General features: G+C 64.4%; 15 protein-coding genes and 1 tRNA gene. All 16 read left to right on the top strand.

Annotated elements, in window-relative coordinates; genetic code table 11:
- The first annotated feature begins 134 nt into the window (after nt 1-134).
- Nucleotides 135-1,154, top strand: a complete 1,020-nt coding sequence (locus LGN10_RS07025) for an NAD(P)H-quinone oxidoreductase (RefSeq protein WP_059646599.1) — start codon at nt 135-137, stop codon at nt 1,152-1,154.
- 140 nt (nt 1,155-1,294) lie between these two features.
- Nucleotides 1,295-2,050 carry a triose-phosphate isomerase gene (gene tpiA / locus LGN10_RS07020; RefSeq protein ID WP_226222481.1) on the top strand — a complete coding sequence of 252 codons (756 nt, stop codon included), beginning with the start codon at nt 1,295-1,297 and terminating at the stop codon, nt 2,048-2,050.
- A gap of 72 nt (nt 2,051-2,122) precedes the next feature.
- Nucleotides 2,123-2,500, top strand: a complete 378-nt coding sequence (secG, locus tag LGN10_RS07015) for a preprotein translocase subunit SecG (protein ID WP_226222479.1) — start codon at nt 2,123-2,125, stop codon at nt 2,498-2,500.
- A 112-nt stretch (nt 2,501-2,612) separates the two neighbouring features.
- Nucleotides 2,613-2,697: transfer RNA gene (locus LGN10_RS07010), tRNA-Leu, on the top strand.
- Between the two features lie 153 nt (nt 2,698-2,850).
- The gene (locus LGN10_RS07005; RefSeq protein ID WP_006398798.1) at nt 2,851-3,210 is read left to right on the top strand and encodes an NADH-quinone oxidoreductase subunit A; all 360 of its coding nucleotides are present in this window, start codon (nt 2,851-2,853) and stop codon (nt 3,208-3,210) included.
- Between the two features lie 62 nt (nt 3,211-3,272).
- On the top strand, nt 3,273-3,752 hold the full coding sequence (locus tag LGN10_RS07000; RefSeq protein ID WP_006398799.1) for a NuoB/complex I 20 kDa subunit family protein: 480 nt from the start codon (nt 3,273-3,275) through the stop codon (nt 3,750-3,752).
- Nucleotides 3,753-3,773: 21 nt separating this feature from the next.
- Nucleotides 3,774-4,376 carry an NADH-quinone oxidoreductase subunit C gene (locus LGN10_RS06995; protein WP_059583606.1) on the top strand — a complete coding sequence of 201 codons (603 nt, stop codon included), beginning with the start codon at nt 3,774-3,776 and terminating at the stop codon, nt 4,374-4,376.
- Between the two features lie 9 nt (nt 4,377-4,385).
- Entirely contained in the window at nt 4,386-5,639 is a 1,254-nt protein-coding gene (locus tag LGN10_RS06990; protein WP_059583605.1) for an NADH-quinone oxidoreductase subunit D, read from the top strand.
- A 184-nt stretch (nt 5,640-5,823) separates the two neighbouring features.
- Nucleotides 5,824-6,309, top strand: a complete 486-nt coding sequence (gene nuoE / locus LGN10_RS06985) for an NADH-quinone oxidoreductase subunit NuoE (protein ID WP_006478266.1) — start codon at nt 5,824-5,826, stop codon at nt 6,307-6,309.
- Nucleotides 6,306-7,616, top strand: a complete 1,311-nt coding sequence (gene nuoF / locus LGN10_RS06980) for an NADH-quinone oxidoreductase subunit NuoF (RefSeq protein WP_006478267.1) — start codon at nt 6,306-6,308, stop codon at nt 7,614-7,616. The genes nuoE and nuoF overlap by 4 nt, the downstream gene beginning before the upstream one ends.
- 81 nt (nt 7,617-7,697) lie before the next feature.
- Nucleotides 7,698-10,028: an NADH-quinone oxidoreductase subunit NuoG gene (gene nuoG, locus LGN10_RS06975; protein WP_060312106.1), complete on the top strand. Its 2,331-nt coding sequence runs from the start codon at nt 7,698-7,700 to the stop codon at nt 10,026-10,028.
- A complete protein-coding gene (nuoH, locus tag LGN10_RS06970) occupies nt 10,029-11,096 on the top strand; it encodes an NADH-quinone oxidoreductase subunit NuoH (RefSeq protein ID WP_034207963.1) in 1,068 nt (355 codons plus the stop codon).
- A gap of 15 nt (nt 11,097-11,111) precedes the next feature.
- Nucleotides 11,112-11,600 (top strand): NADH-quinone oxidoreductase subunit NuoI, encoded by a 489-nt coding sequence (nuoI, locus tag LGN10_RS06965; RefSeq protein WP_006478270.1) that lies wholly within the window; start codon nt 11,112-11,114, stop codon nt 11,598-11,600.
- Nucleotides 11,601-11,712: 112 nt separating this feature from the next.
- Entirely contained in the window at nt 11,713-12,363 is a 651-nt protein-coding gene (locus LGN10_RS06960; RefSeq protein WP_011545812.1) for an NADH-quinone oxidoreductase subunit J, read from the top strand.
- Nucleotides 12,364-12,381: 18 nt separating this feature from the next.
- Nucleotides 12,382-12,687 carry an NADH-quinone oxidoreductase subunit NuoK gene (gene nuoK / locus LGN10_RS06955; RefSeq protein WP_006478272.1) on the top strand — a complete coding sequence of 102 codons (306 nt, stop codon included), beginning with the start codon at nt 12,382-12,384 and terminating at the stop codon, nt 12,685-12,687.
- Nucleotides 12,688-12,704: 17 nt separating this feature from the next.
- Nucleotides 12,705-14,759 carry an NADH-quinone oxidoreductase subunit L gene (gene nuoL / locus LGN10_RS06950; RefSeq protein WP_059583601.1) on the top strand — a complete coding sequence of 685 codons (2,055 nt, stop codon included), beginning with the start codon at nt 12,705-12,707 and terminating at the stop codon, nt 14,757-14,759.
- The last annotated feature ends 15 nt before the right edge of the window (nt 14,760-14,774 follow it).

Raw genomic sequence — 14,774 nt, 5'->3', positions numbered from 1 at the left:
ATCAACGGCCGGCAGTGCGAAAGCGTGCCGGCCGTTTTTTCTGTAGCATCGTTGCGCGGCGCAGCAGCGCCGGCGAGGCGCTCGCGCCGTGCGCGCGCGTGCCATCCGATTCCGATCCTGGAGCGATTCTCACCATGAAAGCCATCGAAATCACCGAATTCGGCGCGCCCGACGTGCTGAAGCTCGCGGAGCGTCCGCGCCCCGAACCGAAGCGCGGCGAGGTGCTGATCAAGGTGGCGGCTTCCGGCGTGAACCGGCCCGACGTGTTCCAGCGCAAGGGCGCCTATGCGCCGCCGCCGGGTGCGTCGGATCTGCCGGGCCTCGAGGTCGCGGGCGAGATCGTCGGCGGCGATGTGTCCGATGCGGCACTGAACCCGTTCGGCCTGAAGCTCGGCGATCGCGTGTGCGCGCTGCTCGCGGGCGGCGGCTATGCCGAATATGCGGTCGCGCCGCTGCCGCAGTGTCTGCCGGTGCCGGACGGCCTCACCGATATCGAGGCCGCGTCGCTGCCCGAGACGTTCTTCACCGTGTGGAGCAACGTGTTCGACCGTGCGCGGCTCGGCGCGGGCGAGGGCGGCCAGCAGGAGACGCTGCTCGTGCAGGGCGGCTCGAGCGGCATCGGCGTGACGGCGATCCAGATCGCGCATGCGCTCGGCTTTCGCGTGTTCGCGACGGCCGGCACCGCCGACAAGTGCCGTGCGTGCGAGGCGCTCGGCGCCGAGCGCGCGATCGACTACAAGACCGAAGACTTCGTCGAAGTCGTGAAGTCGCTGACGCACGATCGCGGCGTCGACGTGATCCTCGACATGGTGGCGGGCGCGTACGTGCCGCGCGAGTTGTCCGCGCTCGCGGACGGCGGCCGCCTCGTGCTGATCGCGCTGCTCGGCGGTGCGAAGGCCGAGGTCAACCTCAACGAGATCCTGCGCCGCCGGCTGACGGTGACGGGCTCGACGCTGCGCCCGCGTCCGGTCGAGTTCAAGGCGCGCATCGCCGCGCAGTTGAAGGCGCGCGTGTGGCCGCTGCTGGCCGACGGTCGCATCAAGCCCGTGATCTATCGTGTGCTGCCGGCCGGCGAGGCCGCGCAGGCGCATGCGCTGATGGAGAGCGGCGAGCACATCGGCAAGATCGTGCTTGATTGGGGCGCGAACGCGTGACGGCCCGTGCGGCGGGCTTGACATGCGCGGTTTGACCGGTTCAAGCCGCGCGCAGTAAAATCGCAGGTTTGCTTCGCCAGATCCAACCTGACGGCCGGGTTCCGGCACGTTAATGACAAGATAGTGACGAGACAGACACGATGTCGAAACAACGAACAAAGCGAGTGATCGGCAACTGGAAGATGCACGGCCGGCTGGCCGGCAACCAGGCGCTGCTGAACGAAGTGGTGCAGGGTGCGGGCTTGGTGGCGGCTGAAACGTCGATCGGCGTGTGCGTGCCGTTCCCGTATCTCGCGCAGGTTCAGGCCCAGCTCGGCGGTGGCCGTGTCGCGTTCGGTGCGCAGGACGTGTCCGCGCACGAGCAAGGCGCGTTCACCGGCGAGGTGGCGGCCGCGATGGTGGCGGAGTTCGGCGCGCAGTATGCGATCGTCGGTCATTCGGAGCGTCGCGCGTATCACGGCGAAAGCAACGGGACGGTCGCGGCGAAGACGCAGCGCGCACTCGCGGCCGGCCTCACGCCGGTCGTGTGCGTCGGCGAGACGCTCGACGAGCGCGAGTCGGGTGCGACCGAGCAGGTCGTCGGTGCGCAGCTCGATGCGGTGCTGGCCGTGCTGACGGCTGACGAGGCCGCGCACATCGTCGTCGCGTACGAGCCGGTCTGGGCGATCGGCACGGGCAAGAGCGCGACGTCGGCGCAGGCGCAGGACGTGCATGCGTTCCTGCGTGCGCGCCTGGCGGCAAAGGGTGCGGCGGACGTGTCCGTGCTGTACGGCGGCAGCGTGAAGCCGGACAACGCGCAAGAACTGTTCGCGCAGCCGGACATCGACGGCGGCCTGATCGGCGGCGCGTCGCTGAAGGCGGAAGATTTCCTGGCGATCTGCCGGGCCGCGCGTTGAGCGGTCCGGGATCGAATTGAACCATGACGGCGGCCGGTCGGTCCGGTCGCCCGATCCAATCGGGTGGGTGTGATGCTGTTATTCAAGACGCTGATTATTGTGGTGCAGGTGCTGTCGGCACTCGGTGTGATTGGGCTCGTGCTGCTGCAGCACGGCAAGGGTGCCGACATGGGCGCCGCCTTCGGCAGCGGCGCGTCGGGCAGCCTGTTCGGCGCGACGGGCTCGGCGAACTTCCTGTCGCGCACGACGGGCATTCTCGCGACGATCTTCTTCGTCGCGACGCTTGCGCTGACTTACCTCGGTTCGTACAAGTCGACGCCGTCGGCGGGCGTGCTCGGCACGGCCGCGACCGCGCCGGCATCGGCCCCTGCGGCATCGGCGCCGGCTGTCGCGGCGTCGGCCGCCGCCGGTTCGGCCGCGAGCACGCCGGGCCAGGATGTCCCGAAATAAAAAGTTAATTTTTTTTTGCGGTTGTGCGTTGAACAAATCCAGGACTCGGGTTAGAATTTAATTCTTGAAGCGATTCGCGGGAACCAGCAGCACAACCCGAGTTGCATGCAGTGCCGACGTGGTGAAATTGGTAGACACGCTATCTTGAGGGGGTAGTGGCGAAAGCTGTGCGAGTTCGAGTCTCGCCGTCGGCACCAAAGTTACTCAATGCCAGCCGCTTCTAGTGGCTGGCATTTTTCATTTCTGGGGTGTGCTTGCGGTTGTCTTGCGATCGCCTGTACTCCGAAATGATTCCTTCCGCCGGAAGTGGTATTCTCCGGACGCTCAGAACCAACCGATAGAGGATTGCCTTGAACCTCGCAGCCTATTACCCCGTCTTGTTGTTCCTCCTCGTGGGCACTGGTTTAGGTATAGCGCTGGTCAGCATCGGCAAGCTCCTTGGTCCCAACAAGCCGGACGTCGAGAAGAACGCACCGTACGAGTGCGGCTTCGAAGCCTTTGAAGACGCCCGGATGAAATTCGACGTCCGGTACTACCTCGTCGCCATCCTGTTCATCATCTTCGATCTCGAAACCGCATTCCTGTTCCCGTGGGGCGTCGCGCTCCGGGACATCGGCTGGCCGGGTTTCATCGCAATGATGATTTTTCTGCTCGAATTCCTGCTGGGCTTTGCCTATATCTGGAAGAAAGGCGGGCTCGACTGGGAGTGATGGGTTAATCGCCGGTTTGCATGGGCGGCCGCGCTCGGTCGCTCGTCTGGAGTGGAAAGCAAATGAGTATCGAAGGGGTCTTGAAGGAAGGGTTTGTCACCACGACGGCTGACAAGCTGATCAACTGGACGCGTACCGGCTCGCTGTGGCCGATGACGTTCGGGCTCGCGTGTTGCGCCGTCGAGATGATGCATGCGGGCGCGGCCCGTTACGATCTGGACCGGTTCGGCGTCGTGTTCCGCCCGAGCCCGCGTCAGTCGGACGTGATGATCGTCGCCGGCACGCTGTGCAACAAGATGGCGCCCGCGCTGCGCCGCGTGTACGACCAGATGGCCGAGCCGCGCTGGGTGATCTCGATGGGGTCGTGCGCGAACGGCGGTGGTTACTACCATTACTCGTACTCGGTGGTCCGCGGCTGCGACCGGATCGTGCCGGTCGACGTCTACGTGCCGGGCTGCCCGCCCACGGCCGAGGCGCTGGTCTACGGCGTGATCCAGTTGCAGGCGAAGATCCGCCGCACCAATACCATCGCCCGTCAATAAAGCCCCGAGCGTCCCCTCAATATGGCAAGCAAAATCGAGACCCTGAAGGCGAACCTCGAAGCCGCGCTCGGCGCGCGCGTGGTGAGCCTCACCGAAGCGATCGGTGAACTGACGCTCGTCGTGAAGGCGAGCGATTACCTCGAAGTCGCAAAGACGCTGCGCGACGATCCGAAGCTCCGTTTCGAGCAACTGATCGACCTCTGCGGCGTCGACTACCAGACCTTCGGCGACGGCGCCTACGACGGCCCGCGCTTCGCGGCCGTGTCGCACCTGCTGTCGGTCACGAACAACTGGCGCCTGCGCCTGCGCGTGTTCGCGCCGGACGACGATCTGCCGATCGTGGCGTCGCTGGTCGACATCTGGGCTTCCGCGAACTGGTACGAGCGCGAAGCGTTCGACCTGTACGGCATCGTGTTCGAAGGCCACCCCGACCTGCGCCGCATCCTCACCGACTACGGCTTCATCGGTCACCCGTTCCGCAAGGACTTCCCGGTGTCGGGCTACGTCGAAATGCGTTACGACCCGGAAGAGAAGCGGGTCGTGTACCAGCCGGTGACGATCGAGCCGCGCGAAATCACGCCGCGCGTGATCCGCGAGGATCGCTATGGCGGTCTGAAACATTAAGGGGGCGTCATGGCAGAAATCAAGAACTACACGCTCAACTTCGGCCCGCAGCACCCGGCAGCGCACGGCGTGCTGCGCCTCGTGCTCGAGCTCGACGGCGAAGTCATCCAGCGTGCCGATCCGCACATCGGCCTGCTGCATCGCGCGACGGAAAAGCTCGCCGAATCCAAGACCTTCATCCAGTCCGTGCCGTACATGGACCGTCTCGACTACGTGTCGATGATGGTCAACGAGCACGGCTACGTGCTCGCGATCGAAAAGCTGCTCGGCATCGACGTGCCGGAGCGCGCGCAGTACATCCGCGTGCTGTTCGACGAAATCACGCGCGTGCTGAACCACCTGATGTGGATCGGCGCGCACGCGCTCGACGTCGGCGCGATGGCCGTGTTCCTGTACGCATTCCGTGAACGCGAAGACCTGATGGACGTGTACGAAGCGGTGTCCGGCGCCCGGATGCACGCGGCCTACTATCGTCCGGGCGGCGTCTACCGCGATCTGCCTGACGCAATGCCGCAATACAAGGCGTCGAAGATTCGCAACGAGAAGGCGCTCGCGAAGATGAACGAGGCGCGCAGCGGCTCGGTGCTCGACTTCATCGACGATTTCTTCACGCGCTTCCCGAAGTGCGTCGACGAATACGAAACGCTGCTGACCGACAACCGGATCTGGAAACAGCGTCTGGTCGGGATCGGCGTGGTGAGCCCGGAACGTGCGCTGCAGATGGGCCTGACGGGCCCGATGCTGCGCGGCTCGGGCATCGCGTGGGACCTGCGCAAGAAGCAGCCCTACGAAGTGTACGATCGCATGGATTTCGACGTGCCGGTCGGCGTGAACGGCGATTGCTACGACCGCTATCTGGTGCGCGTCGAAGAAATGCGCCAGTCGGTCCGCATCGCGAAACAGTGTATTGAGTGGCTCCGCAAGAATCCGGGGCCGGTGATGACGGACAATCACAAGGTTGCCCCGCCGTCGCGCGTCGGCATGAAGACCAACATGGAAGACTTGATTCACCACTTCAAGCTCTTCACCGAAGGTTTCCATGTGCCGGAAGGCGAAGCGTACGCGGCGGTCGAGCATCCGAAGGGTGAATTCGGCATCTACCTCGTGTCGGACGGCGCCAACAAGCCGTATCGCCTCAAGATTCGCGCGCCGGGTTTCGCGCACCTGGCGTCGCTCGACGAAATGGCGCGCGGTCACATGATCGCCGACGCCGTCACGATCATCGGTACGCAGGACATCGTGTTCGGCGAAATCGATCGCTAATGGTTGCGCCGCCCGCGAGCGCGGGCGGCGAGCAGTCAGTCACACGCGAAGCACCATGCGGTATGCGCCGAACCGGCGCGGCTTCGCAAGCTGTCAACAGAGTGAGCGCCAGGTCTGCCGTCCATGCACCCCAGTGTGCGGCAGGTTGTTCGTTCGGTAGGAATTGAAAGAGTCGTGTCTGAAAATGATCTCAGCTGAAGGCCTGAAGGAAATCGATCGAGCGTTGACGAAGTATCCCGCCGATCAGAAACAGTCCGCCGTGATGTCGGCGTTGGCCGTGGCTCAGGAAGAGCATGGCTGGCTGTCGCCCGAACTGATGCAGTTCGTCGCGGACTATCTCGGCATGCCGGCCGTTGCCGTGCAGGAAGTCGCGACGTTCTACACGATGTACGAGCTCAAACCGGTCGGCAAGCACAAGATCACGCTCTGCACGAACCTGCCGTGCCAGCTCGGCCCGCACGGCGGCGCGGAAGCGACTGCCGACTACCTGAAACAGAAGCTGGGCATTGGCTTCGGCGAGACCACGCCCGACGGCAAGTTCACGCTGAAGGAAGGCGAATGCATGGGCTCGTGCGGCGATGCGCCGGTGCTGCTGGTGAACAATCACAGAATGTGCAGCTTCATGAGCCGCGAGAAGATCGACCAGCTGCTTGAGGAGCTCTCGAAATGACGTCCCTCCACGACCGTCACATCAAACCGCTGATCCTCGCTGGTCTGAACGGCGAGAACTGGCACCTCGAAGATTACGTTGCGCGCGGCGGCTACAAGCAGCTGCGCCGCATTCTCGAAGAAAAGATTCCGCCCGAGCAGGTGATCGCCGACGTGAAGGCGTCGGGCCTGCGCGGCCGCGGCGGTGCGGGCTTCCCGACCGGCCTGAAGTGGAGCTTCATGCCGCGCCAGTTCCCGGGGCAGAAGTACCTCGTCTGCAACTCGGACGAAGGCGAGCCGGGCACGTTCAAGGATCGCGACATCCTGCGCTGGAACCCGCACGCGCTGATCGAAGGCATGGCCATCGGCGCGTACGCGATGGGCATCACCGTCGGCTACAACTACATCCACGGCGAAATCTTCGAAGTGTATCGACGCTTCGAAGCCGCGCTCGATGAAGCGCGCGCGGCCGGGTTCCTCGGCGACAACATCATGGGCTCGGAATTCTCGTTCCAGCTGCACGCGCACCACGGCTACGGCGCGTACATCTGCGGCGAGGAAACGGCGCTGCTCGAGTCGCTCGAAGGCAAGAAGGGCCAGCCGCGCTTCAAGCCGCCGTTCCCGGCGAGCTTCGGCGTGTACGGCAAGCCGACCACGATCAACAACACCGAGACGTTCGCCGCGGTGCCGTTCCTGCTGTCCATCGGGCCGCAGAATTATCTCGAGATCGGCAAGCCGAACAACGGCGGCACGAAGATTTTCTCGGTGTCGGGCGACGTCGAGCGCCCGGGCAACTACGAAGTGCCGCTCGGCACGCCGTTCGCGACGCTGATGGAGCTCGCCGGCGGGATGCGCGGCGGCAAGAAGATCAAGGCCGTGATTCCGGGCGGTTCGTCGGCGCCGGTGATCCCGGGCGACATCATGATGCAGACCGATCTCGACTACGATTCGATCGCGAAGGCGGGCTCGATGCTCGGTTCCGGCGCGGTGATCGTGATGGACGAGACGCGCTGCATGGTGCGCTCGCTGCTGCGCCTGTCGTACTTCTACTACGAGGAATCGTGCGGCCAGTGCACGCCGTGCCGCGAAGGTACCGGCTGGCTGTATCGCGTCGTGAACCGTATCGAGCACGGCGAAGGCCGCCAGGAAGATCTGGACCTGCTGAACTCGGTGGCCGAGAACATCATGGGTCGCACGATCTGTGCACTCGGCGATGCGGCGGCGATGCCGGTACGCGGGATGCTCAAGCACTACTGGGACGAATTCGCGTACCACGTCGAGCACAAGCACTGCATGGTCGGCGGCCACGCGCACGCGGCGGCAGCCTGAGCGAACCCGGTTGCGGAATTTGAGCGCACGGTCGGGCGAACGCGCGAACGGGCGGAAATAGGTTAAGGACCATTCACCATCATGGTTGAACTTGAAATAGACGGCAAGAAGGTCGAGGTGCCCGAAGGCAGCATGGTGATCCAGGCTGCGCACAAGGCGGATACGTACATTCCTCACTTCTGCTATCACAAGAAACTGTCGGTCGCGGCCAACTGCCGGATGTGTCTCGTCGAAGTCGAGAAGATGCCGAAGGCCGTGCCTGCCTGCGCGACCCCCGTGTCGGCCGGCATGATCGTGCGCACGCAATCCGACAAGGCCGTGAAGGCGCAGCAGTCGGTGATGGAATTCCTCCTCATCAATCACCCGCTCGATTGCCCGATCTGCGATCAGGGCGGCGAATGTCAGCTGCAGGATCTGGCGGTCGGCTACGGCAAGTCGTCGTCGCGCTACTCGGAAGAAAAGCGCGTGGTGTTCCACAAGAACGTGGGCCCGCTGATCTCGATGGAAGAGATGTCGCGCTGCATCCACTGCACGCGCTGCGTCCGCTTCGGCCAGGAAATCGCCGGCGTGATGGAGTTCGGCATGCTGGGCCGCGGCGAGCACTCGGAAATCACGACGTTCGTCGGCAAGACGGTCGACTCCGAAATGTCGGGCAACATGATCGACCTGTGCCCGGTCGGCGCGTTGACCAGCAAGCCGTTCCGCTACAGCGCCCGTACGTGGGAACTGTCGCGCCGCAAGTCGGTGAGCCCGCACGATTCCGTCGGCGCGAACCTCGTCGTGCAGGTGAAGAACAACCGCGTGATGCGCGTGCTGCCGTTCGAGAACGAAGCGATCAACGAATGCTGGATCTCGGACAAGGACCGCTTCTCGTATGAAGCCCTCAACAGCGAAGAGCGCCTGACGAAGCCGATGCTGAAGCAGGGCGGCCAGTGGATCGAAACCGACTGGCAGACCGCGCTCGAATACGTCGCGAAGGGCCTGAAGGGCATCGCCGCGGATCACGGCGCGAACGCGCTGGCGATGCTCGCGAGCGCGCACAGCACCGCGGAAGAGCTGTTCCTCGTGAAGCAGCTCGCCAACGAACTGAACACGCCGAACGTCGACTTCCGTCTGCGCCAGCAGGATTTCTCGGCGCCGGTCCAGGGTGCGCCGTGGCTCGGCATGCCGATCGCCGATCTGTCGAACGTGGACGCCGCGTTCGTCGTCGGTTCGTTCCTGCGCCGCGACCACCCGCTGTTCGCATCGCGCCTGCGTCAGGCGGCGAAGAACGGCGCGAAGCTGCACTTCCTGCACGCGACCGCTGACGATTCGCTGATCCCGACCGCGCAACGCATCGTCGCCGCGCCGTCCGCATGGCTCGACGAGCTGGCCGGCATCGCCGCGGCCGTCGCGCAGCTGCGCGGCGTCGCGCTGCCCGACGCGCTCGCTGGCGTCACGGCGTCGCCGGCGGCCCAGGCTGTCGCGCAGTCGCTCGCGAACGGCGAACGCCGCGCGGTGCTGCTCGGCAACGTCGCGGTCCGTCATCCGCAATTCGCGAAGCTGCACGCCGTCGCGCAGTGGATCGCCGACAACACCGGCGCCACGTTCGGTTTCCTGACGGAAGCGGCGAACACGGTCGGTGCGCACGTCGTCGGCGCGCTGCCGGGCGAAGGCGGCCTGAATGCACGCGAAGCATTCGCGCAGCCGCGCAAGGGCTACGTGCTGCTGAACGTCGAACCGGAATTCGACACCGCCGATCCGGCACAGGCATTGGCCGCGCTGAACCAGGCGGAGATGGTCGTCGTGATGTCGCCGTTCAAGCACGGCCTCGACTACGCCGACGTGCTGCTGCCCGTCGCACCGTTCACGGAAACGGCCGGTACGTTCGTCAACGCGGAAGGCACCGTGCAGAGCTTCAACGGCGTCGTGCGCCCGCTCGGCGACACGCGCCCCGCCTGGAAGGTGCTGCGCGTGCTCGGCAGCCTGCTCGGCCTGCCGAACTTCGAATACGAGACCGCGGAAGAAGTGCGTGTCGCCGCGCTCGGCGACGCCGGCGTCGCGGGCCGCCTGTCGAACCAGACGTCGGTCGCGCCGGCCCGCGCCGCGGCGAATGCCGCGAACGGCGGTTTCGAGCGCCTGGCCGACGTGCCGATCTATCATGCCGACGCGCTCGTGCGCCGTGCAGGTGCGCTGCATCTGACGGCCGCCGCGAAGGCGGCGCATGCCGCAGCCCTGCCGGCCGCGCTGTTCGACAAGCTGGGCTTGAAGGAAGGCGACGCCGTGCGCGTGCGCCAGGGCGAGCGTGCGGTGCAGTTGCCGGCCGTGCGCGACGCGAATCTTGCGGAGACGGTCGTTCGCGTGTCGGCGGCGACGCCTGCCGGCGCAGCGCTCGGCAGCCTGTCCGGTGAACTGGTGGTGGAGAAGGCGTAAATGAGCTTGTTCGATACGATCAACGCGGGCGGGGCCGAGCTTCTCGGCTTCGCGTGGCCGACGGTGTGGGCAGTCGTGCGCATCCTCGTCGTCTCCGTCGTCATCCTGCTGTGCGTCGCGTACCTGATTCTCTGGGAGCGCAAGCTGATCGGCTGGATGCACGTGCGTCTCGGCCCGAACCGCGTCGGCCCCGGCGGCCTGCTGCAGCCGATCGCCGACGTGCTGAAGCTGCTGCTGAAGGAAGTCATTCAGCCGAGCGCCGCCAGCCGCTGGCTGTACCTGATCGCGCCGGTGATGACCGTCGTGCCGGCGTTCGCCGTGTGGGCGGTGATCCCGTTCCAGGCGGAAGCCGTGCTCGCGAACGTGAACGCGGGCCTGCTGTACGCGATGGCGATCTCGTCGATCGGCGTGTACGCGGTGATTCTGGCCGGCTGGGCGTCGAACTCGAAGTACGCGTTCCTCGGCGCGATGCGCGCCGCGGCACAGATGGTGTCGTACGAAATCTCGATGGGCTTCGCGCTGGTGCTCGTGCTGATGACGGCCGGCAGCCTGAACCTGTCGGAAATCGTCGGTTCGCAGCAGCACGGCTTTTTCGCCGGCCACGGCGTGAACTTCCTGTCGTGGAACTGGCTGCCGCTGCTGCCGGCGTTCGTCGTCTACTTCATCTCGGGCATCGCCGAAACGAACCGTCACCCGTTCGACGTGGTGGAAGGGGAGTCGGAGATCGTCGCGGGTCACATGATCGATTACTCGGGCATGGCGTTCGCGCTGTTCTTCCTCGCCGAGTACATCAACATGATCGTGATCTCGGCACTGGCCGCGACGCTGTTCCTCGGCGGCTGGGACGCCCCGTTCGAATTCCTGTCGTTCATCCCGGGCATCTTCTGGCTGGTGCTGAAGGTCTTCGCGCTGCTGTCGGTGTTCATCTGGGTCCGCGCGACGTTCCCGCGCTTCCGTTACGACCAGATCATGCGTCTGGGCTGGAAGGTGTTCCTGCCCGTCACGGTGATCTGGGTGGTCGTGGTCGGCTTCTGGATGATGTCGCCGCTGAACATCTGGGTGAAGTAAAGATCGGACGAAATCATGACGGCAATCCAACACTTCTTTAAGACTTTCTTCCTGACCGAGCTGCTGAAGGGGCTCGCGCTGACCGGTCGTTACACGTTCAAGCGCAAGTTCACCGTGCAGTTCCCGGAAGAGAAGACCCCGATTTCGCCGCGTTTCCGCGGGCTGCACGCACTGCGCCGCTATGAAAACGGTGAAGAGCGCTGCATCGCGTGCAAGCTGTGCGAGGCCGTGTGCCCCGCGCTGGCGATCACGATCGAGTCGGAAACGCGCGCGGACAACACGCGCCGCACGACGCGCTACGACATCGACCTGACGAAGTGCATCTTCTGCGGTTTCTGCGAAGAGAGCTGCCCGGTCGATTCGATCGTCGAGACGCAGATTCTCGAGTACCACGGCGAAAAGCGCGGCGACCTGTATTTCACGAAGGAAATGCTGCTCGCGGTGGGCGACCGCTACGAGAAGGACATCGCCGCGGCGAAGGCTGCCGACGCGCCGTATCGTTGATTGTGTTTGCAGTGCCGGCCCGGCATGAACGATGAACGGGCCGAGCCGCCGCGACGGGTGCGGGCGTCACGCAAGCCGCGCCTGACTATGGCCTAACGATGAACCGGTAATCATGGAATTCACGACCGTACTGTTCTACATCTTCGCGCTGCTCCTGGTGGTATCAGGGCTGAAGGTGATCACTTCGCGCAACCCGGTGGCGTCTGCGCTTTTCCTTGTGCTGGCGTTCTTCAACGCCGCCGCGATCTGGATGCTGCTGGAGGCCGAATTCCTCGCGATCCTGCTGGTTCTGGTCTACGTGGGCGCGGTGATGGTGCTGTTCCTGTTCGTCGTGATGATGCTGGACATCAACATCGACTACCTGCGCCGCGACTTCAAGCGCTTCGTCCCGATGGCAACCGTGGTCGGCGCGATCATCGTGATCGAAACCGCGCTGATCCTGTGGCGCGGCTACGGCGACACGCACACCGTGCATGCGATGGCGACGGGCGAGATGGCCAACTGGTCGAATACGCGCCTGATCGGCAAGGTGATCTACACCGACTACATCTTCGCGTTCGAAATCGCCGGCCTCGTGCTGCTGGTCGCGATCATTGCCGCGATCGGGCTGACCGAGCGCAAGGGCAAGGACAGCAAGCGCCAGCGCGTGTCGGATCAGGTCAAGGTGCGCCGCAACGACCGCGTGCGCCTCGTGAAGATGGAAGCGGACAAGCCGCAGCCGGAAACGGCGCAGAGCGAAGCCGGCTCGGGCACCAACGGCTAAGCGGAGGAAAAGAAAACCATGCTGACTCTTGCTCACTACCTTGTGCTCGGCGCGATCCTCTTTGCGATCGCGATCGTCGGGATCTTCCTGAACCGCCGCAACGTCATCATCATCCTGATGTCGATCGAACTGATGCTGCTGGCGGTGAACACCAACTTCGTCGCGTTCTCGCATTACCTCGGCGACGTGCACGGCCAGATCTTCGTGTTCTTCGTGCTGACCGTCGCCGCAGCGGAAGCCGCGATCGGTCTCGCGATTCTGGTGACCCTGTTCCGTAAGCTCGACACGATCAATGTCGAGGATCTCGATCAGCTCAAAGGTTAATTTCAGGCAACGCTGTTATGTCAACGACACTCAATGAAAACCTGCTGCTGGCGATTCCGCTCGCTCCGCTGGCCGGCTCGCTGATTGCGGGGCTGTTCGGGAACGCAGTCGGGCGCAAGGGCGCACATCGGATCACGATCCTCGGCGTATTGATCGCGTTCCTCCTGTCGGCGAAAGTCTTCCTCGACGTGATGGGCGGCGCGAGTTTCAACGCGACCGTCTACGAATGGATGAACGTCGGCTCGCTGAAGCTCGAGGTCGGCTTCCTCGTCGATTCGCTGACCGCGATGATGATGGTCGTCGTGACCTTCGTCTCGCTGATGGTGCACGTGTACACGATCGGCTACATGGCGGAAGAGGACGGCTACCAGCGCTTCTTCTCGTACATCTCGCTGTTCACGTTCTCGATGCTGATGCTCGTGATGAGCAACAACTTCCTGCAGCTGTTCTTCGGCTGGGAAGCGGTGGGTCTGGTGTCGTACCTGCTGATCGGCTTCTACTTCACGCGTGAGAGCGCGATCTACGCGAACATGAAGGCGTTCCTCGTGAACCGCGTGGGCGACTTCGGCTTCCTGCTCGGCATCGGCCTGCTGCTCGCGTTCGCCGGCTCGATGAACTACGGCGAAGTGTTCGCGAAGCGCGCGGAGCTCGCGAGCCTGCACTTCCCGGGCACCGACTGGGGCCTGCTGACCGTCGCCTGTATCTGCCTGTTCATCGGCGCGATGGGTAAATCGGCCCAGTTCCCGCTGCACGTGTGGCTGCCCGACTCGATGGAAGGCCCGACCCCGATCTCGGCGCTGATTCACGCGGCGACGATGGTCACGGCCGGCATCTTCATGGTGTCGCGCATGTCGCCGCTGTTCGAGCTGTCGGATACCGCGCTGTCGTTCATCACGGTCATCGGTGCGATCACGGCGCTCTTCATGGGCTTCCTCGGCATCGTCCAGAACGACATCAAGCGCGTGGTCGCGTACTCGACGCTGTCGCAGCTCGGCTACATGACCGTCGCGCTCGGCGTGTCCGCTTACCCGGTCGCCGTGTTCCACCTGATGACGCACGCGTTCTTCAAGGCGCTGCTGTTCCTCGGCGCCGGCTCGGTCATCATGGGCATGCACCACGACCAGGACATGCGCAACATGGGCGGCCTGCGCAAGTACATGCCGATCACGTGGATCACGTCGCTCGTCGGCTCGCTCGCGCTGATCGGCACGCCGTTCTTCTCGGGCTTCTACTCGAAGGACTCGATCATCGACGCGGTGAAGCTGTCGCACCTGCCGGGCTCGGGCTTCGCTTACTTCGCGGTCGTGGCGAGCGTGTTCGTCACCGCGCTGTACTCGTTCCGCATGTACTTCCTGGTGTTCCACGGCGAAGAGCGCTTCCGCAAGCCGAAGCATCCGGAGTCGCCGATGGGCATGGCAGCCGCGCACGGCCACGACGATCACGGTCATGGCCACGGTCATGACGACCACGCGCACGAGCCGCACGAGACCCCGTGGGTCGTGTGGGTGCCGCTGGTCCTGCTGGCGATCCCGTCGGTGATCATCGGCGCGATCGCGATCAGCCCGATGCTGTTCGGCGATTTCTTCCAGCACGGCGTCGCGTTCGACAAGGTGATCTTCATCGGCGAAAACCATCCGGCGCTGGCCGAGATGGCCGAGGAGTTCCACGGCTGGGTGGGCATGGGCCTGCACTCGGTGTCGGGCCTGCCGGTGTGGCTCGCGCTTGCCGGTGTCGTCGTCGCGTGGTTCCTGTACCTGAAGCGTCCGGAGCTGCCGGCGTCGATCCGCCGCGCGTTCGGCCCGATCTACACGCTGCTGGACAACAAGTACTACATGGACAAGATCAACGAAGTGGTGTTCGCCCGCGGTTCGGTGGCGATCGGCCGCGGCCTGTGGAAGGAGGGCGACGTCGTGGTGATCGACGGCCTCGTCAACGGCAGCGCCCGGTTCATCGGCTGGTTCGCCGGCGTGATCCGCTTCCTCCAATCCGGTTACATCTATCACTACGCGTTCGCCATGATCATCGGCATGCTGGGGCTCCTGACCCTGTTTGTAACGCTCGGCGGCAAATAAGGCGGGGAGACAACA

Source organism: Burkholderia sp. AU32262, assembly GCF_020419985.1.
Taxonomy (GTDB): Bacteria; Pseudomonadota; Gammaproteobacteria; order Burkholderiales; family Burkholderiaceae; genus Burkholderia; species Burkholderia semiarida.
Note: the sequence above shows the minus strand (reverse complement) of the source record. Positions and strands in the feature narration are given on the sequence as shown.

Bases quoted from the DNA above. Each gene is read 5' to 3' on its own strand.
- nuoL (WP_059583601.1), top strand. From the start codon at position 12,705: ATGTCAACGACACTCAATGAAAACCTGCTGCTGGCGATTCCGCTCGCT.
- nuoG (WP_060312106.1), top strand. From the start codon at position 7,698: ATGGTTGAACTTGAAATAGACGGCAAGAAGGTCGAGGTGCCCGAAGGC.
- nuoE (WP_006478266.1), top strand. From the start codon at position 5,824: ATGATCTCAGCTGAAGGCCTGAAGGAAATCGATCGAGCGTTGACGAAG.
- tpiA (WP_226222481.1), top strand. From the start codon at position 1,295: ATGTCGAAACAACGAACAAAGCGAGTGATCGGCAACTGGAAGATGCAC.
- LGN10_RS07000 (WP_006398799.1), top strand. From the start codon at position 3,273: ATGAGTATCGAAGGGGTCTTGAAGGAAGGGTTTGTCACCACGACGGCT.
- LGN10_RS07025 (WP_059646599.1), top strand. From the start codon at position 135: ATGAAAGCCATCGAAATCACCGAATTCGGCGCGCCCGACGTGCTGAAG.
- LGN10_RS06995 (WP_059583606.1), top strand. From the start codon at position 3,774: ATGGCAAGCAAAATCGAGACCCTGAAGGCGAACCTCGAAGCCGCGCTC.
- secG (WP_226222479.1), top strand. From the start codon at position 2,123: ATGCTGTTATTCAAGACGCTGATTATTGTGGTGCAGGTGCTGTCGGCA.
- nuoK (WP_006478272.1), top strand. From the start codon at position 12,382: ATGCTGACTCTTGCTCACTACCTTGTGCTCGGCGCGATCCTCTTTGCG.
- LGN10_RS06960 (WP_011545812.1), top strand. From the start codon at position 11,713: ATGGAATTCACGACCGTACTGTTCTACATCTTCGCGCTGCTCCTGGTG.
- nuoH (WP_034207963.1), top strand. From the start codon at position 10,029: ATGAGCTTGTTCGATACGATCAACGCGGGCGGGGCCGAGCTTCTCGGC.
- nuoF (WP_006478267.1), top strand. From the start codon at position 6,306: ATGACGTCCCTCCACGACCGTCACATCAAACCGCTGATCCTCGCTGGT.
- LGN10_RS06990 (WP_059583605.1), top strand. From the start codon at position 4,386: ATGGCAGAAATCAAGAACTACACGCTCAACTTCGGCCCGCAGCACCCG.
- nuoI (WP_006478270.1), top strand. From the start codon at position 11,112: ATGACGGCAATCCAACACTTCTTTAAGACTTTCTTCCTGACCGAGCTG.